Annotated in this window: 21 protein-coding genes and 1 tRNA gene; 8 read left to right on the top strand and 14 right to left on the bottom strand. The window is 72.0% G+C overall.

The genetic code is table 11. From position 1 onward, the window contains the following. Positions 1-5: 5 nt before the first annotated feature. The 3 genes from V8J39_RS17215 to V8J39_RS17205 form a co-directional block, all read right to left on the bottom strand. Positions 6-215, bottom strand: a complete 210-nt coding sequence (locus V8J39_RS17215; RefSeq protein WP_336462185.1) for a hypothetical protein — start codon at positions 213-215, stop codon at positions 6-8. A gap of 90 nt (positions 216-305) precedes the next feature. Continuing rightward, positions 306-896, bottom strand: coding sequence for an NAD(P)H:quinone oxidoreductase (gene wrbA, locus V8J39_RS17210; protein WP_336462184.1), 591 nt, complete (start codon positions 894-896; stop codon positions 306-308). A 183-nt stretch (positions 897-1,079) separates the two neighbouring features. Next, positions 1,080-1,400 (bottom strand): YnfA family protein, encoded by a 321-nt coding sequence (locus tag V8J39_RS17205; RefSeq protein WP_336462183.1) that lies wholly within the window; start codon positions 1,398-1,400, stop codon positions 1,080-1,082. A 291-nt stretch (positions 1,401-1,691) separates the two neighbouring features. On the opposite strand from V8J39_RS17205, the gene V8J39_RS17200 reads away from it, so the two are divergent. Next, positions 1,692-3,185: an MORN repeat-containing protein gene (locus V8J39_RS17200; protein WP_336462182.1), complete on the top strand. Its 1,494-nt coding sequence runs from the start codon at positions 1,692-1,694 to the stop codon at positions 3,183-3,185. A gap of 109 nt (positions 3,186-3,294) precedes the next feature. On the opposite strand, the gene V8J39_RS17195 is transcribed toward V8J39_RS17200, so the two are convergent. From V8J39_RS17195 to V8J39_RS17185, 3 genes are all read right to left on the bottom strand, one after another. Next, complete coding sequence (locus V8J39_RS17195) at positions 3,295-3,921, bottom strand: helix-turn-helix domain-containing protein (protein WP_336462382.1); 627 nt, start codon at positions 3,919-3,921, stop codon at positions 3,295-3,297. A gap of 187 nt (positions 3,922-4,108) precedes the next feature. Further along, entirely contained in the window at positions 4,109-4,270 is a 162-nt protein-coding gene (locus V8J39_RS17190) for a hypothetical protein (RefSeq protein ID WP_336462181.1), read from the bottom strand. Positions 4,271-4,292: 22 nt separating this feature from the next. Continuing rightward, entirely contained in the window at positions 4,293-5,624 is a 1,332-nt protein-coding gene (locus V8J39_RS17185) for an ammonium transporter (RefSeq protein WP_336462180.1), read from the bottom strand. 259 nt (positions 5,625-5,883) lie between these two features. On the opposite strand from V8J39_RS17185, the gene V8J39_RS17180 reads away from it, so the two are divergent. The 3 genes from V8J39_RS17180 to V8J39_RS17170 all read left to right on the top strand — a co-directional run bounded on the left by V8J39_RS17180 (position 5,884) and on the right by V8J39_RS17170 (position 8,161). Continuing rightward, positions 5,884-7,044: a DSD1 family PLP-dependent enzyme gene (locus V8J39_RS17180; protein WP_336462179.1), complete on the top strand. Its 1,161-nt coding sequence runs from the start codon at positions 5,884-5,886 to the stop codon at positions 7,042-7,044. A 68-nt stretch (positions 7,045-7,112) separates the two neighbouring features. Beyond that, complete coding sequence (locus V8J39_RS17175) at positions 7,113-7,688, top strand: copper chaperone PCu(A)C (protein ID WP_336462178.1); 576 nt, start codon at positions 7,113-7,115, stop codon at positions 7,686-7,688. Between the two features lie 2 nt (positions 7,689-7,690). Further along, the gene (locus tag V8J39_RS17170) at positions 7,691-8,161 is read left to right on the top strand and encodes a GNAT family N-acetyltransferase (protein ID WP_336462177.1); all 471 of its coding nucleotides are present in this window, start codon (positions 7,691-7,693) and stop codon (positions 8,159-8,161) included. Positions 8,162-8,220: 59 nt separating this feature from the next. Here the strand turns inward: V8J39_RS17170 and V8J39_RS17165 are convergent, their stop codons facing one another. The 4 genes from V8J39_RS17165 to V8J39_RS17150 all read right to left on the bottom strand — a co-directional run bounded on the left by V8J39_RS17165 (position 8,221) and on the right by V8J39_RS17150 (position 11,738). Further along, on the bottom strand, positions 8,221-9,567 hold the full coding sequence (locus V8J39_RS17165; protein WP_336462176.1) for a glutamate--cysteine ligase: 1,347 nt from the start codon (positions 9,565-9,567) through the stop codon (positions 8,221-8,223). Between the two features lie 88 nt (positions 9,568-9,655). Next, positions 9,656-10,162 (bottom strand): hypothetical protein, encoded by a 507-nt coding sequence (locus tag V8J39_RS17160; RefSeq protein ID WP_336462175.1) that lies wholly within the window; start codon positions 10,160-10,162, stop codon positions 9,656-9,658. After that, a complete protein-coding gene (locus V8J39_RS17155; protein ID WP_336462174.1) occupies positions 10,159-11,013 on the bottom strand; it encodes a GNAT family N-acetyltransferase in 855 nt (284 codons plus the stop codon). Before V8J39_RS17155 ends, V8J39_RS17160 begins: the two co-directional genes overlap by 4 nt. After that, entirely contained in the window at positions 11,013-11,738 is a 726-nt protein-coding gene (locus V8J39_RS17150) for a 16S rRNA (uracil(1498)-N(3))-methyltransferase (RefSeq protein WP_336462173.1), read from the bottom strand. Before V8J39_RS17150 ends, V8J39_RS17155 begins: the two co-directional genes overlap by 1 nt. Before the next feature lie 13 nt (positions 11,739-11,751). On the opposite strand from V8J39_RS17150, the gene ubiA reads away from it, so the two are divergent. The 3 genes from ubiA (at position 11,752) to V8J39_RS17135 (ending at position 15,791) form a co-directional block, all read left to right on the top strand. After that, positions 11,752-12,786 (top strand): 4-hydroxybenzoate octaprenyltransferase, encoded by a 1,035-nt coding sequence (ubiA, locus tag V8J39_RS17145; protein WP_336462172.1) that lies wholly within the window; start codon positions 11,752-11,754, stop codon positions 12,784-12,786. 73 nt (positions 12,787-12,859) lie between these two features. After that, positions 12,860-15,361 carry an OmpA family protein gene (locus tag V8J39_RS17140; protein WP_336462171.1) on the top strand — a complete coding sequence of 834 codons (2,502 nt, stop codon included), beginning with the start codon at positions 12,860-12,862 and terminating at the stop codon, positions 15,359-15,361. 103 nt (positions 15,362-15,464) lie between these two features. Further along, positions 15,465-15,791 carry a hypothetical protein gene (locus V8J39_RS17135; RefSeq protein WP_336462170.1) on the top strand — a complete coding sequence of 109 codons (327 nt, stop codon included), beginning with the start codon at positions 15,465-15,467 and terminating at the stop codon, positions 15,789-15,791. 75 nt (positions 15,792-15,866) lie between these two features. Here V8J39_RS17135 and V8J39_RS17130 read toward each other — a convergent pair whose 3' ends face one another. Genes V8J39_RS17130 through pgsA form a run of 3 tightly spaced genes read right to left on the bottom strand, consistent with a single transcriptional unit; the run spans position 15,867 to position 17,188 of the window. After that, entirely contained in the window at positions 15,867-16,316 is a 450-nt protein-coding gene (locus V8J39_RS17130; protein WP_336462169.1) for a molybdenum cofactor biosynthesis protein MoaE, read from the bottom strand. A gap of 3 nt (positions 16,317-16,319) precedes the next feature. Next, positions 16,320-16,571, bottom strand: coding sequence for a molybdopterin converting factor subunit 1 (gene moaD / locus V8J39_RS17125; RefSeq protein ID WP_336462168.1), 252 nt, complete (start codon positions 16,569-16,571; stop codon positions 16,320-16,322). Next, on the bottom strand, positions 16,568-17,188 hold the full coding sequence (gene pgsA, locus V8J39_RS17120; protein WP_336462167.1) for a CDP-diacylglycerol--glycerol-3-phosphate 3-phosphatidyltransferase: 621 nt from the start codon (positions 17,186-17,188) through the stop codon (positions 16,568-16,570). The genes moaD and pgsA overlap by 4 nt, the downstream gene beginning before the upstream one ends. Positions 17,189-17,344: 156 nt before the next feature. Between pgsA and V8J39_RS17115 the strand changes: the two genes are divergently transcribed. Continuing rightward, positions 17,345-17,421 (top strand) — tRNA-Arg (locus tag V8J39_RS17115). A gap of 498 nt (positions 17,422-17,919) precedes the next feature. Here the strand turns inward: V8J39_RS17115 and V8J39_RS23580 are convergent. After that, the gene (locus V8J39_RS23580) at positions 17,920-18,111 is read right to left on the bottom strand and encodes a GSU2403 family nucleotidyltransferase fold protein (RefSeq protein WP_442902606.1); all 192 of its coding nucleotides are present in this window, start codon (positions 18,109-18,111) and stop codon (positions 17,920-17,922) included. Positions 18,112-18,397 lie beyond the last annotated feature (286 nt).

The following is an 18,397-nucleotide window of genomic DNA, read 5'->3' as shown; positions in this document are numbered from 1 at the left end:
TCTCCTCAGAACGCCGAGATATCGGCGAGGGCGAAGCTGTTTCTGGTCACGAAATCCCGGAGTTCGGCGCTCTTGCTGCCGATCGATCCGGGCACGGCCTTCACTTCGCGCCTGAGGCGGTTGACGAGGATGCGCGTGGCGAGCGAAGCGGAGCCAAGCTCTGCCTCGCTGGTCAGGACCCGCTTCCAGCGGGGGTCGGAAAGGTCGGGAATCACGTTCTCCTCCGGTCGGCTTGTTTGCGCCGGAGATAGGGGATTCGGCTTAATGATCCGTTCGGATCCGGCCGCCGTCGCGCCGGGGTCGGATCACCCGGCGATGCGGCCGGCGAAATGTACCAGCCGGCGGGCCTGGATCTCGACCGCGACGCGGCCCTTCTCGTCGAACTGGCCGGCGATGGCGGAATAGCCGTAGGGATTGCCGCCGGATTCGAACAGCGTGGGGTCGGCATAGCCCGGCGGCACCAGGATGCAGCTCCAGTGCATGAACGTGGTGTAAAGCCCGAGCAGCGTCGTCTCCTGCCCGCCATGCGGGTTCTGCGCCGAGGTGGTGGCCGTCACCGCCTTGTTGGCCAGCTTGCCCGCGGCCCACAGCCCGCCCAGCGTGTCGATGAAGGCGCGCAGCTGGCTTGGCACCGTGCCGAAGCGCGTCGGGGCCGAGAAGAAATAGCCGTCGGCCCATTCCATGTCCTCGGGCGTGACGACGGGAATGTCGGCCATCTTCGCGATCTGGGCCTTCCAGGCCTCCTGGCCGTCGATCACCGATTGCGGTGCGGTCTCGGACACCTTGCGCAGCCGGACCTCGGCGCCCGCGGCCTCGGCCGCCGCGGCGGCACAGGTGGCGACGGCATGGTTGGTGCCGTAGGTGGAGTAGAAGACGACGACGATCTTCGGTGCCATGGGGCCTCCGCGGGTTCGGTTTCACCGGCGCAACGCATGATCGGGCGTTCGGGTCCCGACTGCGACCTCGCGTCGCTGCGCGCGGGCCGGGCCCGGCGCGGATCCGCGCACCGGCGGCGCCGCCGCCCCGTCCCGGTCACGTCGCGGTCACGTCGCGGCCCCGTCTTGGTCCCGCCCGTCGTCTCACCCCCGCGGTGCGAACAGGATCAGCCCTGCCCCGGCCAGGGCCAGCGCCCCGCCGGCCAGGTCGAACCGGTCCGGGCGCGCGCCCTCGACCAGCCACATCCAGGCCAGCGAGGCGGCGATGTAGACCCCGCCATAGGCCGCGAAGCTGCGGCCGGCCGCGGCCGGCGGCGTCAGCGCCAGAAGCCAGGCGAAGGCGGCCAGCGCCAGCAGCCCCGGCACCAGCCACAGCGCCGACGCCCCGGCCCGCCACCAGGACCACACGGCGAAGCAGCCGGCGATCTCGGCGAGGGCGGCAAGCGGATAAAGAAGCGTGGTCAAGCGGATACCTCCGGCCCCGGGCCTGTCAGCCATAGCACGCGCCACGGCGTCGGCCCAGCGGCCGCGCGCCGCTGCCGGCGCGGCTGCGCGGAAGGCTGCGGGGCCGATGCGGGGCCGGATGCGCAGGGGCCGCCGACCGCGCGCCCCGCCGCCGGCGGCGGCCATCCTTGCTTGCCTCGCGCAGGGTGGCCGCTTAGGGTTCGGCGAACCGCCGACGTGCCGCGCCGACCGCGGCCGGGCGGTGGCAGGACGGCGGGCCCGGAGATGGCCCGCGACACACGGGCAGGGCAGATGATCAATCGCAAAGCACTCCGGACCGCCGTGGCGGCCCTTGCACTGACCCAGGCAGCGGTCATCGGGTGGGACGCCTCCGCCCAGACGGTCGTGACCAAGGAATACGAGGATGGCGGCGTCTACGAAGGCACGTTCAAGGACGGGCGCCAGCACGGCCGCGGCACCTACCGGCTGCCGAACGGCTATGAATACAGCGGCGACTGGGTCGACGGCGAGATCCTGGGCCAGGGCCGCGCGCGCTTTCCCAACGGCTCGGTCTACGAGGGCCAGTTCGTCAAGGGCCGCCCCGAGGGCACCGGCAAGATCACCTTCGCCGACGGCGGCACCTACGAGGGCAGCTGGATCGCCGGCCAGATCGAGGGCGAGGGCGTCGCGCATTACGCCAACGGGTCAAGCTATTCGGGCCACTTCGCCAATGCGATGCACGACGGCAAGGGCGTGCTCGAAAGCCCCGACGGCTACCGCTACGACGGCGACTGGGTGGCCGGGGTCAAGCAGGGCCAGGCGAAGATCACCTACCCGGACGGCTCGGTCTACGAGGGCGCGATGCTGCGCGGCCAGCGCGCGGGCCGCGGCAAGCTGACGATGCCCGACGGGCTGGTCTACGAGGGCACCTGGCGCGAGGGCCAGATCTCGGGCGAGGGCGAGCTGCGCCAGGCCGGGGGCGAGGTCTACGACGGCGAGCTGATCGCCGGCAAGCGCGAGGGCGAGGGCCGCGTCACCTATCCCAACGGCGACGTCTACCAGGGCAGCTTCAAGGCCGACCGGCGCGAGGGGCGCGGCACCTTCCGCGGCGCCGACGGCTATGTCTACGAGGGCGACTGGGTCGCCGGCCGCATCGAGGGGCAAGGCACCGCGACCTATCCCGACGGCTCGGTCTATGTCGGCCAGTTCAGGGACGACAAGCAGGACGGCCAGGGCCGGATCACCTATCCGGGCGGCGCCCGCTACGAGGGCGGCTGGAAGGCCGGCGTGATCGAGGGCCAGGGCACGGCGACCTATGCCGACGGCATGGTCTACGTGGGCCAGTTCGTCGCCGGCAAGACCGAGGGCCGCGGCCGGATGACCTATCCCGACGGCTACGTCTACGACGGCGACTGGAAGAACGGCCAGCGCGAGGGCCAGGGCACCGCGACCTATGCCGACGGCACCGTCTACGAGGGCAGCTTCGTCGATGGCGAGCGCCAGGGCCGTGGCGCGATCCGGATGGCGGACGGCCTGCGCTATGACGGCGAATGGAAGGCCGGGCAGATCTCGGGCCACGGCGTCGCGACCTATCCGAACGGCGATGTCTACGAGGGCGATTTCGCCGAGGGCAAGCGCCAGGGCGAGGGCGTGATGCGCTATGCCACCGGCCAGACCGCTGCCGGCACCTGGGACAACGGCGCGCTGACCGAGGAGCGCCCGGTGCCCGCCGCAACCCCCGACGGGGCGGCACCCGCGGGCGGCGCGGGCGCGACGACCCCGGCCCCGGCGCCCCAGGGCAACTGAACCCGGCGGGCAACCGGGCCCGGCCCCATGGCCGGCCCGGACCCGGGCCGGCGGCCCGGCACCAGCTTGGCGCAGGGCTGCTTGGCGCGGCGCGATCGGTGGCGGGGTGTCAGGCCGAGGGGCTGGGATAGCTGATGATCGACAGGTAGCGCGCCGGCAGGTCGACCAGCGCCTCGGGGCCGTGCGGCGCGTCGGCATCGAAGAACAGCGTGTCCCCGGGCTCGAGCCGGAACAGCCGCTCGCCATGGCGATAGACGACGACGCCCTCCAGCATGTGGATCAGCTCGGTCCCCGGGTGCTGGAAGGTCGGGAACACGTCGGATTCCGCGGTCAGCGTGATCAGGTAGGGCTCGACCGTCACGCCGGAACTGCTGTGGTCGAGATGGCCGAGCAGCCGGTAGTGGTGGCCCGCGCGGGTGCCGCGCCGCTCGATCTCGACCCCCTGCCCCGCCTTCACGAGGCTGGCGTTGCGCGGCTCCTCATAGCCGCGGAACAGCGCCGAGATCGGCACGCCGAGCCCGCGCGACAGCCCCTGGAGCGTCGTGAGCGAGGGCGAGATGTTGCCGTTCTCGATCTTGGACAGCATGCCCGGCGACAGGCCGGTCGCGCCGGCCAGATCGGTGACGGTCAGTCCCAGCCGCTTGCGGAAGGCCCGCACCTGGTGGCCGATCGCCTGTTCCAGCCGGTTCGGCCCGGGCGCGCGCAGCGCGTGCGGGTCCTGGTTCAGCCGGGGCATGGCGGGATCTTCGGGCCGGTCGGCCGACGGGTCGGGGATCGGGTCCTCGGGCGGGATGTCGGTCACGGCGGGCGGGTCTTTCCTCGGGCGCGGGCCCCGGGCGCCACGGGGCGGCGGCGGGACGCGGGTGGCCCCGGCGCCGCTCGGGCGCCGGAAGCCGGTGTCAGGCGGTCTCAGCCGGTGCGGCCTACTTGTGCGCCTTGGCGCAATGCGCCTCGTGCGAGGCCATCTTGACGATGGTGTAGACGCAGGCCGCGACCGAGCCAAGCAGCGAAAGCCAGATCAGGGCCGGGCTGTCGGCGAAGACGAAATAGGCCTCGGCACCTTCCCAGGTGGTGATGGGCGACATCGGTACTCTCCTGATCTGGCGGTCATTCCGCCGGGCTGAGGGGGGACAGGTCGAAGGCCGGCACGGCGGCCTCGGGATAGGCCTTGGCCGGGATCTCGACCTTGTCGAGACCGGCAAGTTCCACGGCGGCGGGCACGCGCAGCAGGCCGAAGACCTTGAGCACGTAGGACACCGCGTAGCCCGGCACGAAGCCAAGCGCCGCGAAGACCGCGGCCGAGGCCAGCTGGCCGGCGAAGCTGATCTCGGGGCCCTCGATGTTGGGATAGCCCGCGGCGAAGATGCCGCACATGACCAGGCCGTAGATGCCGGTCCAGCCGTGCACCGCCACCGCGCCGACGGCGTCGTCGATCTTGAAGCGGGTGACGAGGATCGCGTTGACCTTGGGCGCAAGGATGCCGCCGAGGAACGAGATCAGGAAGGCCAGCGGCGGGTAGTAGACATCAAGCCCCGGCGCGGCCGAGATCACGCCGACAAGCGCGCCCGACATCATCCAGAACGGGTCGCGGGTCATGATGTAGCAGCCGATCATGCCGCCGGCGATGCCCATCAGCGTGTTGAAGGCGAAGGCCGAGAGCGTGACGGGCGTGTTGTAGATCGTCAGCCAGCCGTCGGCGGTGTAGATGATGCAGCCGCCGAGGAAGCCGAAGAAGCCCATCACGATCAGCATCAGCCCGATCAGCGACATCGGCATGTTGTGGCCCGGGATCTCGTTCACGCTGCCGTCGGCATTGTAGCGCCCGACGCGCGGCCCGAGGTTGATCAGGACGCCCAGCGTGAAGAGGCCCGCCACCGTGTGCACGCAGCCCGCGGCGCCGATGTCGTGCAGGCCCCAGCGCGCGGTCAGCCAGCCGGCCGGGTGCCAGCCCCAGGCCGCGCCCAGCACCCAGACGACCGAGCCGAGCAGCACCGCGAGGATGGTGAAGGCCGACATCCGGATCCGCTCGATCACCGAGCCCGACATGATCGAGGCGGTGGTGGCGCCGAACAGCGTGAAGGCGGCGTAGAAGATGCCCGAGGCGCTGTCGGCGAGGTTCGGGCCCATCGCGGTCGACCAGGGCAGCGCCGCCGCGGCATCGCCCGGGACGATCCCCGCCGGGAAGGCGTTGTAGATCCACCAGCCCACGTAATAGAAGCCCGGGATCAGGAAGGCGAAGGCCAGCAGGTTCTTGATCCCCGAGGCCAGCGCGTTCTTGGCGCGCGAGGCGCCCATCTCGTAGGCGAGGAAGCCGGCGTGGATCGCCAGCATCAGGGCGGTGCACCACCAATAGAAGATTTCGGTGTTCAGCGTGTTGACCGTGGCGAGCGCCTGTTCCAGCGCATCGACCCTGGCCGCAAGGTCCGTGGTCTCGTCCATGTGTTCGACCTTCACTGTTGGGGGTCCCGGCCCGTTGCCGGCCGGTTGTCGCAAAAGGTCCGCCCGGGCGCCCGACCTGCCAAGCCGAATGCCGCGACACCGGGCCCCGGCGGCGGCACCTGCCCAGCAAACGGGCAGTTTGCGCAATTCCGCCTTCGCGCCGGGCCGGCGCGAATCCCGCCCCCGCGGCCATGGCGGGTTGCCCTGCCCGGCCGGGCGCCGCACAACTGTCGCGTCACGAACCGACCAAGGCCCGCCGATGCAGCTTTCCTCGCCCGAACCCGGACTGGACATTCCCGCGCGCCCCGGCGATCCGCTCTCGGCGGTGGCGACGCCGGCGCTGGTCATCGACCTTGACGCGTTCGAGGCCAACGTCGCGCGGATGCGCGACCACGCGGCACGGCTGGGGGTGCGGCTGCGCGCCCATGCCAAGACCCACAAGTCCGCCGACATCGCCCAGGCCCAGGTGCAGGGCGGCGGCGCGGTGGGGATCTGCTGCCAGAAGGTCTCCGAGGCGATGGCGCTGGTGCGCGCGGGCGTGCGCGACGTGCTGATCGCGAACGAGGTGGTGGCGCCGCGCGCGATCGCCGGGCTGATCCGCATCGCGACCCGCGCCCGCGTCGCGGTCTGCGCCGACAACCCCGACAATGTCGCGGCGCTGTCGCGCGCGGTGATGGCCGCGCGCGCCGAGGGCGCCGAGGGGCTGGAGCTGGAGGTGCTGGTCGAGATCGACAGCGGCGCCGGCCGCTGCGGCTGTGCGCCCGGCGCCGCGGCCTTGGCGCTGGCCCGCGCGATCGATGCCGCACCCGGCCTGCGTCTCGGCGGCCTTCAGGCGTATCACGGTGCGGCCCAGCACATCTACGACCCGGTCGCGCGGGCGGCGGCGCTCGCGGGCTCGATCCGCGCGGCGGCCGAGACCCGCGACGCGATCCGCGCCGCCGGGCTGCCCTGCGACCGGGTGACCGGCGCCGGCACCGGCAGCTTCGCCATCGAGGGCGCCTCGGGCGTCTACACCGAGATCCAGGCCGGCAGCTACGTGTTCATGGATGCCGACTATGCCCGCGTCGCCGATCCCGCGGGCGGTGTCACCGGCGGGTTCCGGCAGGCGCTGTTCGTGCTGGCGACGGTGATGAGCACGCCGGCGACCGGCCGCGCGGTCTGCGACGCGGGGCTGAAGGCGCTCGCGGTCGACAGCGGCCTGCCCGTGGTCGCCGAGCCGGCGGGCGTCACCTATGCCGAAGCCTCGGACGAACACGGCACGCTCGCCGATCCCGCGGGGCGGCTCGCGCTGGGCGAGACGGTGATGCTGGTGCCGGGCCATTGCGATCCGACGTGCAACCTGCACGACTGGTACGTCTGCGTCCGCCGCGGCAGGGTCGAGGCGCTGTGGCCCGTCACCGCGCGCGGGCGGGTGTTCTGACGCGTCCGTCCCTTCTGACCCGCGCCCGCCGGTGCTATGACCGGCGCGAGACACCGCCGGAGATGCCGATGACCGCCGCCCCCACCCCGTCCCGCCCGTCCCGCCCGTCCCGCCCGATCCGCCGGGCCCGGGCCCGCGGCCCGCACAGGCTTAACGGGCCGGTCCTTGGGCTGGCTCTCGCGCTCGGCTTCGGGGCGGCGGGCCCGCTGGCCCTGCCGGCCGCGGCGCACGAGATCACCGCCGGCAGCTTCGAGATCATCCACCCGATGATCCCGCTGCCGCCGCGCGGCGCGAAGACCGCGGCGGGCTACATGGCGATCGCGAACGAGGGGGACACGCCCGACACGCTGGTCGGCATCGAGACCGCGATCGCCCGGCGCGCCGAGGTGCACGGGACGCAGATGGACGGCACGGTCGCGAAGATGCAGGCGGTGCCGCGGCTCGAGATCCCGGCGGGCGAGACGGTGCTGCTGGAGCCGGGCGGGCTGCACGTGATGCTGATGGGGCTGACGGGTCCGCTGGCCGAGGGCGACATGATCCCCGCGACGCTGGTCTTCGACCGGGCCGGCCGGGTCGAGATCGAGTTCATGGTCGATCCCGCCGACGGCGGCGGCGCCATGGACCACATGTCGCACGGCAACTGAGGATGGAGCCGCGCCGCCTTGGCCCCGCCGACGACATGGGCCCGGTGCTGGCGCTGATCCGCGGCGCCTTCGCCTTCATGGAGGGCCGGATCGATCCGCCCTCGTCGATGCACCGGCTGACCGAGGCCGCGCTGGCCGAAGAGGCGGCGCGCGCCGAGATCTGGGTGATCGGCACCGCGCCCGACGCCTGCGTGATCCTGACGCCGAAACCCGGGCGGCTCTACGTCGGCAAGCTGGCCGTCGCGGATGCCGCGCGCGGGCGCGGGCTTGCGCGCCGGATGATGGCGCTGGCCGAAACGCGCGCGCGGCGACTGGGCCTGCCGATGCTCGAGCTGCAGGTGAGGGTCGAGCTGGTCGAGAACCACCGCGCCTTCGAGGCAATGGGCTTTCGCCGGACCGGGGCGAGCGCCCATGCCGGCTATGACCGGCCGACCTCGCTGACCTTCGGGCGGCCGGTGCCGCCCGAAGCCTAGGCCGGGGTCGGGTCGAGGGGCGGGCCGCCTATCAGGGCGCGGACCGGGCCCGCCGGGGCTCAGAGCGCGGCGGCGTCGTAGATCGGCGCGAAGGAACCGGCCCAGTCGCCGTGGTAGTGGTCGAGCCAGCGGTCGGCCGGGCTCTTGCCCGAGGCCGCGACCTCGCGGAAGCAGTCGAGGTGGCGCTCTTCGCCAAGGCCGCGCGCCTGCAGGCCGGCGCTCGAGATGCCGACCACGCGCTGCGCGAGCGTCTGCAGGTCGATCCCGTTGAACCCGCCGCGGATGCCCTCGACCGAGGCCGCGACGCGCAGGCCCTGCCGGGTCTCGTGGTCCCAGCCCTTGACCAGATCCCATGCGGCGTCGAGCGCGCCCCGGTCATAGATCAGCCCGACCCAGAGCGCGGGCAGCGCCACCATCTGGTCGACCGAGCCGACATCGGCGCCGCGCATCTCGATGAAGTTCTTCACCCGCGCCTCGGGGAAGACGGTGGTCAGGTGGTCGGCCCAGTCCGACAGGGTCGGCTTCTCGCCCGGCAGCGCCGGCAGCTCGCCCTTCAGGAAGTCGCGGAACGACTGGCCGAGCGCGTTGATGTACTTGCCGTCGCGGTAGACGAAGTACATCGGCACGTCGAGCACCCAGTCCACCCAGCGCTCGTAGCCCATGCCGTCTTCGAAGGCGAAGGGCAGCATGCCGGTGCGCGCGGCATCGAGGTCGCGCCAGATCCGGCTGCGCCAGCTGCGGTGGCCGTTCGGCTTGCCCTCGAGGAAGGGCGAGTTGGCGCAGAGCGCGGTGGCGACGGGCTGCAGCGCCAGCGCCACGCGCAGCTTCTTGACCATGTCCGCTTCGGAAGCGAAGTCGAGGTTCACCTGCACGGTGCAGGTGCGGTACATCATCTGGGTGCCGAGCGTGCCGACGCGGCCCATGTAGTCGGTCATCAGCCGGTAGCGCCCCTTGGGCATCATCGGCATCTGCCCGTGCGTCCATTCCGGCGGCGCGCCGAGCCCCATGAACTTCACGCCCATGCCCTCGGTCACGGCATGGACCTCGGCGAGGTGGCTCTCCAGCTCGGCGCGGGTGTCGTGCAGGCAGGCGAGCGGCGCGCCCGACAGCTCCAGCTGGCCACCGGGCTCGAGGCTGACATTGGCGCCGTTGCGCGTCAGGCCGATGATCGCGTCCTGCTCGAAGATCGGATCCCAGCCGAAGCGGTCGCGCAGCGCCTCGAGCACGGCGCGCACCGAGGCGGGCCCATCATAGGGCAGCGGGCTATGATCGGCGGTCAGGAAGCCGAATTTCTCGTGCTCGGTGCCGATGCGCCAGTCGGCCACCGGCTTCTCGCCCTTGGCAAGGTACTCCGCCAGCTGGCCGAAATGCTCGATCGGGCCGCCGCCGCTTTGTGGAATGGACATGGGGCCCTCGTTCGTTCTGCGTCGCCAGAGGTGTATCGGCGGCGCGGGCAAGTCAAGGCTCGGTGAACGGTCTCGTTCGGATGGCGGATCAGCCCGAGGCCGGCCTGCGCCAGAGCGGCGGCTGCAGGGTGCCCGGCCGGACAGGCGCGCCGGCCGCCGCGGCCAGCGCCGCCGGGTCGGCGCCGGGCAGCGCGGCAAGCGTGTCATAAAGCCGCTCGGCCCCCTCGGCGCGCATCGGCACCAGCAGCGCCTGCCCGTCGACGGTGCGCAGCCGCCAGAATCGCCGCTCGCCAAGATCGACGGCGCGGATCTCGGCCAGTTCGGCCAGATCGACGAAGCCGCCGCCCTCGGGGCCGAAATAGCCCACGCGCCCCTCGTCCAGCTCGATGATCCCCGGCGCGGTGCCGCCGCCGAAGCGCAGCCGGCGCAGCGCCGGCAGCAGCAGCGCCGCCCCCGCGAGCGCGACCAGCACGCCGAGCCCGGCGAAGACCGGCCCGCCGCGGGTGGCGATCCAGAGCCCGGCCAGCATCACCGCGCCCGCCGCAATCGGCTCGCGGTGGCGCGTCAGCCGCTCGGCCAGCTCGGGGCGGATCACGGCGTCACCCGCGCGGGCGCGGCCAGCATCAGCAGGTGATAGCTGCCGACCTGCCGGAACCCGATCGCCTCGTAGGCGCGGGCGGCGGCGGGGCTGGCGGCGAACAGGATCGCCGTTCCAGCCCCCTGCCCCCGCGCCTCGGCGAGATGCGCGGCCACGGCGCGCCGCGCCCGGCCGCGGCCGCGGCCCCCGGGCGGGGTCCAGACGCCGCCGACCTGCACGATGTCGGGCAGCCGCGCGTTGAAGCTGGTCATCGCGACCGGCTCGCCCTCCTCCTGCCACAGCCGCAGCCGGTCCTGCGCGATCAGACCGGCCACCTGCGCGCGCTCCTCGATCTCGGTCGCGCGTCCGGGCGCAGCCCCCAGCGCCTCGATCGCGTAGGCGCTGCGCCAGCGCTCGACCAGCGCCCTGTCGCCCTCGTCCGGGGGCCGCAGCCGTCCCGGCCCCTCGGGCAGCACCAGCGCGTCGAGCGCCAGGCGATAGAGCGGCTCGGTCCGGTCGAGGCTTGCCGCGGCCTGCGACAACCCCAGCGCCCGGCGCAGCAGCGCGATCTGCCCGGCGGCCCCGTTCATGCCCGCGATCCGCTCGCGCGCCAGTGCCGCGGCGATGCCGGGCAGGTCGGCGGCGGACAGGCCCGGCCACTGGATCATCCCCAGCCCCGAGGTGGTGAGCGCGACGCAGCCGCGCGGACCCTGCGCCCCCTCGGCCAGCCAGAAGCGGGCGGCGAAGCGGTCGGCCCCGCCCGCGACGCCATGCGTGGCGAGCGCCTGGCGCAGGAACATCGACGTCTCGGGGTGGCGCGCGAGGAAGGCCGCGAGCGGCGCGGCATCCCCGGGCCGCGCGGGCCGCATCAGCGCCAGTCCCCGAGCGCGGCCTGCCACAGCGTCAGCGCCGCCACCGCCGCCGTGTCGGCGCGCAGGATCCGCGGCCCCAGCGCCACCGGGGTCACGAAGGGCAAGGCGCGCAGCCGTGCGCGCTCGGGCTCGGAAAAGCCGCCCTCGGGGCCGATCAGGATCGCCCAGGGGCCCGGCGTCCCGGCCGCCAGCGTCTCGGCCGCGCCGGCCAGGGATTCGTCGGCCCACAGGATCCGCCGGGCCGGGTCCCAGCCCGACAGCAGCCGGGGCAGCTGCTGCAGGTCGGCGACCTCGGGCACGAAGGTGCCGCCGCACTGCTCCGCCGCCTCGACGGCATGGGCCTGCAGCCGGTCCTGGCGGATGCGCTCGGCATTGGTGAACTCGGTCTGCACCGGCAGGATGCGCGCGGCGCCCATCTCGGCCGCCTTCTCGACGATGAAGTCGGTGCGCGCCTTCTTGATCGGCGCGAACATCAGCCACAGGTCGGGCGGCATCCGCTGCGGCGCGGTCTGGGCCACGCAGGTCAGGACGCCCGCCTTCTTGCGCGCCTCGGTCACCTCGGCCCGCCACTCGCCGTCGGCGCCGTTGAACACCAGCACCGCATCGCCGGCGGCCAGCCGCATCACCCCGAACAGGTAGTGCGCCTGCGCCTCGGCCAGGGGAAGCGATTGCCCCTGCCCGAGCGGGTGGTCTACATGGAGCCTGATCTTTGCCTCTTTCATGGAGAGGGACCCTATGACCCCGCCCGCCGAAACGCCAGAGACCGCCGGACCGACCCCGGGCCAAAGCGCGGGCCGAAGCGCGGGCCAGCAGAGGGGCGCGACGGCCGGCACCACGGGCACCGTCGCCGACGCGGTGGGGGGCAACTGGGTCGACCGGCTGGCGCCGGCCTGGTCGCGGCCCTGGCTGCGGCTGTCGCGCGCCGACCGGCCGGCGGGGACATGGCTGCTGCTGATCCCCTGCTGGTGGGGCCTGCCGCTGGCGATGGCCACCGACGCGCCCCGCGCGGCCGACATCTGGTTCTGCCTGTCGATGGCGGTGGGCGCGTTCCTGATGCGCGGCGCCGGCTGCACCTGGAACGACATCACCGACCGCCACTACGATGCCGCCGTGGCGCGCACCCGCTCGCGCCCGATCCCCTCGGGGCAGGTGACGGCGAAGGGCGCGGCGGTCTGGATGGCGATCCAGGCGCTGGTCGCCTGCGCCATCCTGGTCACCTACAACGGCTTCGCCATCGCGCTCGGGGTCGCCTCGCTGATCCCCGTCGCGGTCTATCCCTTCGCCAAGCGCTTCACCTGGTGGCCGCAGGTCTTCCTGGGGATCGCCTTCAACTGGGGCGCGCTGATGGGCTGGGCCGCGCACGAGGGCGGCCTTGGCTGGCCGCCGGTGCTGCTGTGGCTGGCCGGGATCGCCTGGACGCTGTTCTACGACACGATCTATGCCCACCAGGACAAGGAGGACGACGCGCTGATCGGGGTGAAATCCACTGCGCGGCTGTTTGCCGAGAACACCAAGCGCTGGCTGTCGCTGTTCCTGGTCGCCACCGTGGCGCTGATGACGCTGGCGATCGTGGTCGCGCTGGCGCCGCTGGGCGCGCCGCTGCAGATGGTCGTCGCGCTGGTCGGTCCCTGGGCGATGGGCTGGCACATGGTATGGCAGCTGACCCGGCTCGACATCGACGATCCCGACACCTGCCTCGCTCTCTTTCGCGTGAACCGCGACACCGGGCTGATCGCTGCGCTGTTTCTTGCCGCCGCCGCCCTGCTCTGATTGACTCGCGCCGGCCCGCTCGCCACGAGTGCGCCAACGGCCCCCGGGCCCGGACCACCAGAGAAAGCCCGCCATGCGTTTCGACCCGAAGACCCTCGGCATCCACTGGATCGGCGGCGCCGCCTTCGTCGCGGCCGCCGGGATCTCCGTGATCGGGGCGACATGGGCGGCCTCCGCGGTCGAGGACCTGTCGGCCCGCGCCGTGCGCGCCGCCCTGGCCGAGGAGGGATTCACCTGGGCCGCGGTGCAGCCCGACGGGCTGAGCGTGGTGCTGACCGGCGAGGCGCCGAGCGAGCCCGCGCGCTTCCGCGCCCTGAACGCCGCGGGATCGGTGGTCGATGCCAGCCGCATCGTCGACGCGATGAGCGTGCCGGACCCGGCCGCCGTCGCCGCCCCCGACTTCTCGGTCGAGATCCTGCGCAACGACGACGGCGTGTCGCTGATCGGCCTCGTGCCGGTGTCGAGCGGGCGCGACGACATCGTCGAGACGGTGCGCCGCCGCGCGAACGGCGCCCCGGTCACCGACATGCTGGAAGCGGCCGAACACGACGCCCCCGCGGGCTGGAAGGAGGCGGTCGATTTCGGCCTCCAGGCCCTGGGATCGCTGCCGCGGTCGAAGATCTCGATCGAGCCGGGGCGGGTCGCGGTCACCGCGATCACCGATTCGATCGACGAGAAAAGCGCGCTCGACCGCCGGCTGGCCGCCGCCGCCCCCGACGGGATCGAACTCGTGCTCGACATCTCGGCGCCGCGGCCGGTGATCACGCCCTTCACCCTGCGCTTCCTGATGGAAGACGGCGGCCCGCATTTCGACGCCTGTTCGGCCGATACCGAGCGCGCGCGCGACCGCATCCTGGCCGCCGGCCGCGCGGCGGGCGCCCCCGACGGCACCGATTGCACGATCGGGATGGGCACGCCCTCGCCCGCCTGGGGCCGCGCCGCCGAGCAGGCGATCCGCGCGATCGCCGATCTGGGCGCGGGGTCGGTGACGATGTCGGATGCCGATGTCTCGCTGATCGCCGCCGACAGCGTCAGCCAGCCCGATTTCGACCGCGTGGTCGGCGAGCTGGACGCGGCCCTGCCCGAGGTGTTCTCGCTCACCGCGGTGCTGACGCCCAAGCCTGCCGCCGCCGCCGCGACCCAGGGTCCGCCGCAGGTCACGGCCAGCCTTGCCGAGGACGGCCGGGTGCAGATCCGCGGCCGGCTGCCCGATGCGCTGACCCGCGACGCGGTCGAAAGCTATGCCCATGCCCATTTCGGCAGCGGCAATGTCTATGTCGCGACCCGGCTGGACGATTCGGTGCCCGAAGGCTGGCCCGCGCGCGTGCTTGCCGGGCTCGAGGCGCTGGACCGCGTGCATGACGGCCGCATGGTGGTCGAGCCCGACCTGGTCCGGATCGAGGGGCGCACCGGCAGCCGCGAGACCTCGGCCCAGATCGCGCAGCTGCTGTCGCAGCGGCTGGGCGAGGGGCAGGAGTTCGACATCCGCGTCGCCTACGACCGCAAGCTCGACGCCTCGCTCGCGCTGCCCTCGGCCCAGCAGTGCGAGGCGCGGCTGACCCAGGCGCAGGCGGCCGAGAAGATCAACTTCGAACCCGGCTCGGCCCGGCTCGCCGCCGGCTCGCGCGAGATCATGGACCGCATCGCCGACATCCTGCGCCAGTGCGCCGACTATCAGTTCGAGGTGTCGGGCCACACCGACAGCCAGGGGCGCGACTCGATGAACCTCGCGCTCAGCGAGGATCGCGCCGAGGCGGTGGTCGAGGCGCTGATGGGCCGGCGCGTGCTGACCGCCAACCTGCATCCGACCGGCTATGGCGAGACCCGCCCGATCGCCGACAACGGCACCGAGGACGGCCGCGAGCAGAACCGGCGCATCGAGTTCACGCTGATGGAGACCGACGACGGCGCCGCCACGGCCGGGGCCGCGCCGGACGCGGGCACCGCGGCGCAGGCCGGCGAGGCGCAGGAAGGCGACGCGCAGGCTGGCGAAGTGCAGGCCCAACCCGTCGCGGAGGACACCGCCCGCCCGCAGGCCCGCCCCGGCGACCTGGCGGTTCCCGACGCCCCGGACACTGCGGCGCCCTCGGCCGATCCGGCCGTCGCCGATGCGGTCGACGAGGCCACCGGGACCGGGGACGAGGCAGGGGACGAGGCGCCGATGGACGCGGCCGCCGCCGATGAAGGCCCTGGAAGCCAAGGGTCGGGTGACGAGGGCTCCGGCGACGAGGGCGACCCGGAAGGGGCCGACCTGTCGGGGCCCGAGATCGACCCGGCGACCGGCGAGCCGATCCCCGGGACCGAGACAGGCGCCGCCGAGGCCGCGCCCGTCACCGAGGCGCCGGCCGCAGACGCGACGGCCGCCGACAGTCAAGCGGCGGACGCTTCCACCTCGGAGCCCGGCGTGCCGGATGCCCCGGTCGCCGAGACGACCGCAGCGGATGCCCCCCTCGCCGACGCCGAGGGCGCGCCGACCGAAGAGGAAATCGTGATCGAGGTGCGGACCCCCGATGACGACACCGTCACCCCCCCTGCCCGTCCCGCCGCGATCGAAGCGCGCGCCGCGCGGCAATGATGCGCCCCGCGCGCGACGTCCCGCGGGGCTGGCCCAGGCCGGGACAAGGGCTTAAGCACGACACCGGCGGCGGCGACGGCGCGGGCAAGACACGGGACAGGACATGAACAGAACCGAATTCATCGTCGCGACGGCGATCATCCTTTTCGTCGCCTTCGCGCTGGGCTGGTTCGCCTCGTGGATCCTGCACCGCCTGACCCGCGTCACCCAGGCCGACATGGGCGAACTGGACCAGATGGCCCGCGCCCTGCACGAGGCCGAGGAGGCCCGCGACCAGGCGCTGTCGCGCGGCGAAAGCCGCGAGCGCGAACTGTCGAGCCAGCTGAATCAGGCCGAGGCCGAGCTGCGTGCCGCCATGGAAGGCCTGCGCGACGCCCGGGCCGAGGCCGAGGACATGCGCGCCCATATCGAGAAGCTGCGCCGAGACTGACCGATAGCGACTGACCGATAGCGACCGACCGCTCCGGCCCGCCCGCCGCGCCAACGGCCCGGCGGCGCCGGCCGGTCACCAGCGGTCGAGCGCGGCCTCGTCCTCGGTCTTGGCCGCGACCCAGTCGGCGCCCCCGGGCCCGAATTCCTTCTTCCAGAACGGCGCCCGCGACTTGAGATAGTCCATCAGGAACTCTGCCGCCTCGAAGGCGGCGGCCCGGTGGCGCGCGGCGGTGGCGACCATCATGATCGCCTCGCCCGGCCGCAGGGTGCCGTGACGGTGGATCACAAGTGCGTCGACAAGGGCCCAGCGGGCGGTCGCCTCGGCGACGATGGCCGCCAGCGCCTTCTCGGTCATGCCCGGGTAATGCTCGATCTCCATCCGGTCGAGCGTGCCGGCATCGTCACGCACCACGCCGAGGAAGGTCACCACCGCGCCGACATCGCGCCGCCCGGTGCCGAAGCCGGCGACCTCGCGGCCGTAGTCGAAGGAGTCGGCCTGCACGCGGATCCGCGGGTCGGCCATGGCTCAGCCCCCGGTCATCGGCGGGAAGAAGGCGACCTCGCGCACGCCGGCCAGCGGCGCCGAGAAGTCCGACAGCTCTTGGTCGAGCGCGACGCGCAGCGTCTCGAGGTCCGAGAAGGCGAGGTCATAGCGCTCCTCGCGGGCGCGCAGTTCCGCCACCAGCTCGGCCACCGTGCCGGCGCCGGTCTCGACCCGCTCGCGCGGCAGCCCGATGCGTTCGCGCACCCAGGCGAAATACAGGACGTCGAGGGTCATTTCGGATCCTTCAGGAACGGCAGGGCCTTCCGGAAGTAGTCCCAGCCGGTCACGAAGGTAAGCGCTGCGGCCACCCAGATCAACGCGAGCCCGAGGATCGTCGCGATCGTCGCCGCGCCGCCGGCCCAGCGCACGACGCCGCCCGCCTCGGGGCCGCGGCCATGCTCGACGAAGTCGAGCCCGGTGCCGAGGAACAGCACGCCGATCGCGACCATCTGCGCGGTGGTCTTCCACTTGGCGAGCCTGGTCACCTGGAGGCGGTTCGAATCCGGGCCGAGGAATTCGCGCAGGCCCGAGACGAAGACCTCGCGGAACAGGATCACGGTGGCGGGCAGGATCAGCCAGGGGTTCATGCCGGAATAGCCGGTGATGACCACCAGCGCGATGGTGACCATGGCCTTGTCGGCGATCGGATCGAGCATGGCGCCGAAGCGGCTTTGCTGATTCCAGAGCCGGGCGAGGTAGCCGTCGAACCAGTCGGTGATCGAGGCGCCGATGAACAGCGCGAGCGCGGCCCAATCGGCCCAGGGCCGGGTGAAATAGAGAAACATCACCGGCACGCCAGGGGCCGCCAGAAGGCGCAGCACGGTCAGGAGGTTCGGGATGTTCCACTTCATGTCGCGATGCCTAGCGCATTCTCGGGCGCGAGGGAAGCAGCCCCACCCCGCCCCCGCCGTCACGCCTGCCACCGTGTCTGCCGCTGTGCCCGCTCCCGACCGCCGCGCGGCGGCGCGCTTGCGCGATCCGGTGTTTTCTGGTCAACAAGCGTCGGCGGCCCCGTGGCTCAACTGGATAGAGCAGCCCCCTCCTAAGGGGCAGGTTACAGGTTCAAGTCCTGTCGGGGTCACCAATTCCCAACTTGATGAAGGTTCGTCCGAAGAGAGACGGACGGAAATCCTGCGGCACCGGTGCACACGAAGGCCGCCGGCCAACGCCGACGACAGAAGAACCGCTCAATTCCGGGAACGATCTGCAGGCCCTATGTCCTGAGAGGCCGCGACCGTGACTCGCGACGGGGCCTTAGTGAACCGGCATCTGAAACAGCATGGACACAGCGCGGAACGACGCTTCCAGGGCCGCGTAAGTACGCTGTTTTGTTTTCATTTTTCAGGATGAGTGGCTGGGGTGGTGGAATTCTATGTAAGTCATTGATTTACAAGGCACATACAAGACGACAGAAGGATATTTGGTCAAGCGCGCTGTCGTGGAAATTTCTTCGTGAAACACTTTGTGGTCCCCGCCTTGGGTCGTCCCATCACTCGTTCACTGAGAGTTTTACCAGGCCTGCCTTGAGCTCCTCGGGCAAGGAATCAGCCGCGAGAAAGAGCTTGCAAGATCACATCGGCCCTCACTTACGCGCCTCAGCCCAAACTGCGGCCAACTCGTCCGGACAAACAACGAGCAAGACGCTCGATAGCGCGGATGCCTGCGCGACTTCGTTGCTCCGCTTCGCTTGGCCCCTTGGCGTCCTGAAGCGCATCGTGGGCAGAAGCAGCCTGTGGACAGCATAGTGTTCGGGCGCCGATACACTGACCGGCACTCCGATCCCGTGGTGGCAACAGCGTTCACCGCCCTACAGAGAAGAAAATCGAGGCACCGCCGCACTTCGTCCTCAGAAAATGTTCGGTTCGGACCGCTCAGCAGGCGAAGCAGGTCTACTGAGTAGTGATTGTGCCTACCGGTGCTCCCTACTCAGCGGAACGCTCGATGTCTTCTTGCCGGTGGCCTCACCAGCACTAGGCTCAGGACCCATTGATCTGCCTGGCTCGTCGTGATTCACGGCTCCGCAAGGAGGCGGATATGACGAGCAACCTGTTCTGGCTGAC

It is taken from the genome of Frigidibacter sp. MR17.24, from assembly GCF_037095655.1.
In the GTDB taxonomy this organism is placed as follows: Bacteria; Pseudomonadota; Alphaproteobacteria; order Rhodobacterales; family Rhodobacteraceae; genus Frigidibacter.
The sequence above is the reverse complement of the archived record's forward strand: the minus strand, read 5'-3'. Positions and strand labels throughout refer to the sequence as shown.

Coding starts and splice junctions, on each gene's coding strand:
- wrbA (WP_336462184.1), bottom strand. CDS start 896: ATGGCACCGAAGATCGTCGTCGTCTTCTACTCCACCTACGGCACCAAC.
- V8J39_RS17200 (WP_336462182.1), top strand. CDS start 1,692: ATGATCAATCGCAAAGCACTCCGGACCGCCGTGGCGGCCCTTGCACTG.
- V8J39_RS17195 (WP_336462382.1), bottom strand. CDS start 3,921: ATGCCCCGGCTGAACCAGGACCCGCACGCGCTGCGCGCGCCCGGGCCG.
- V8J39_RS17190 (WP_336462181.1), bottom strand. CDS start 4,270: ATGTCGCCCATCACCACCTGGGAAGGTGCCGAGGCCTATTTCGTCTTC.
- V8J39_RS17185 (WP_336462180.1), bottom strand. CDS start 5,624: ATGGACGAGACCACGGACCTTGCGGCCAGGGTCGATGCGCTGGAACAG.
- V8J39_RS17180 (WP_336462179.1), top strand. CDS start 5,884: ATGCAGCTTTCCTCGCCCGAACCCGGACTGGACATTCCCGCGCGCCCC.
- V8J39_RS17175 (WP_336462178.1), top strand. CDS start 7,113: ATGACCGCCGCCCCCACCCCGTCCCGCCCGTCCCGCCCGTCCCGCCCG.
- V8J39_RS17170 (WP_336462177.1), top strand. CDS start 7,691: ATGGAGCCGCGCCGCCTTGGCCCCGCCGACGACATGGGCCCGGTGCTG.
- V8J39_RS17165 (WP_336462176.1), bottom strand. CDS start 9,567: ATGTCCATTCCACAAAGCGGCGGCGGCCCGATCGAGCATTTCGGCCAG.
- V8J39_RS17155 (WP_336462174.1), bottom strand. CDS start 11,013: ATGCGGCCCGCGCGGCCCGGGGATGCCGCGCCGCTCGCGGCCTTCCTC.
- V8J39_RS17150 (WP_336462173.1), bottom strand. CDS start 11,738: ATGAAAGAGGCAAAGATCAGGCTCCATGTAGACCACCCGCTCGGGCAG.
- ubiA (WP_336462172.1), top strand. CDS start 11,752: ATGACCCCGCCCGCCGAAACGCCAGAGACCGCCGGACCGACCCCGGGC.
- V8J39_RS17140 (WP_336462171.1), top strand. CDS start 12,860: ATGCGTTTCGACCCGAAGACCCTCGGCATCCACTGGATCGGCGGCGCC.
- V8J39_RS17135 (WP_336462170.1), top strand. CDS start 15,465: ATGAACAGAACCGAATTCATCGTCGCGACGGCGATCATCCTTTTCGTC.
- V8J39_RS17130 (WP_336462169.1), bottom strand. CDS start 16,316: ATGGCCGACCCGCGGATCCGCGTGCAGGCCGACTCCTTCGACTACGGC.
- moaD (WP_336462168.1), bottom strand. CDS start 16,571: ATGACCCTCGACGTCCTGTATTTCGCCTGGGTGCGCGAACGCATCGGG.
- pgsA (WP_336462167.1), bottom strand. CDS start 17,188: ATGAAGTGGAACATCCCGAACCTCCTGACCGTGCTGCGCCTTCTGGCG.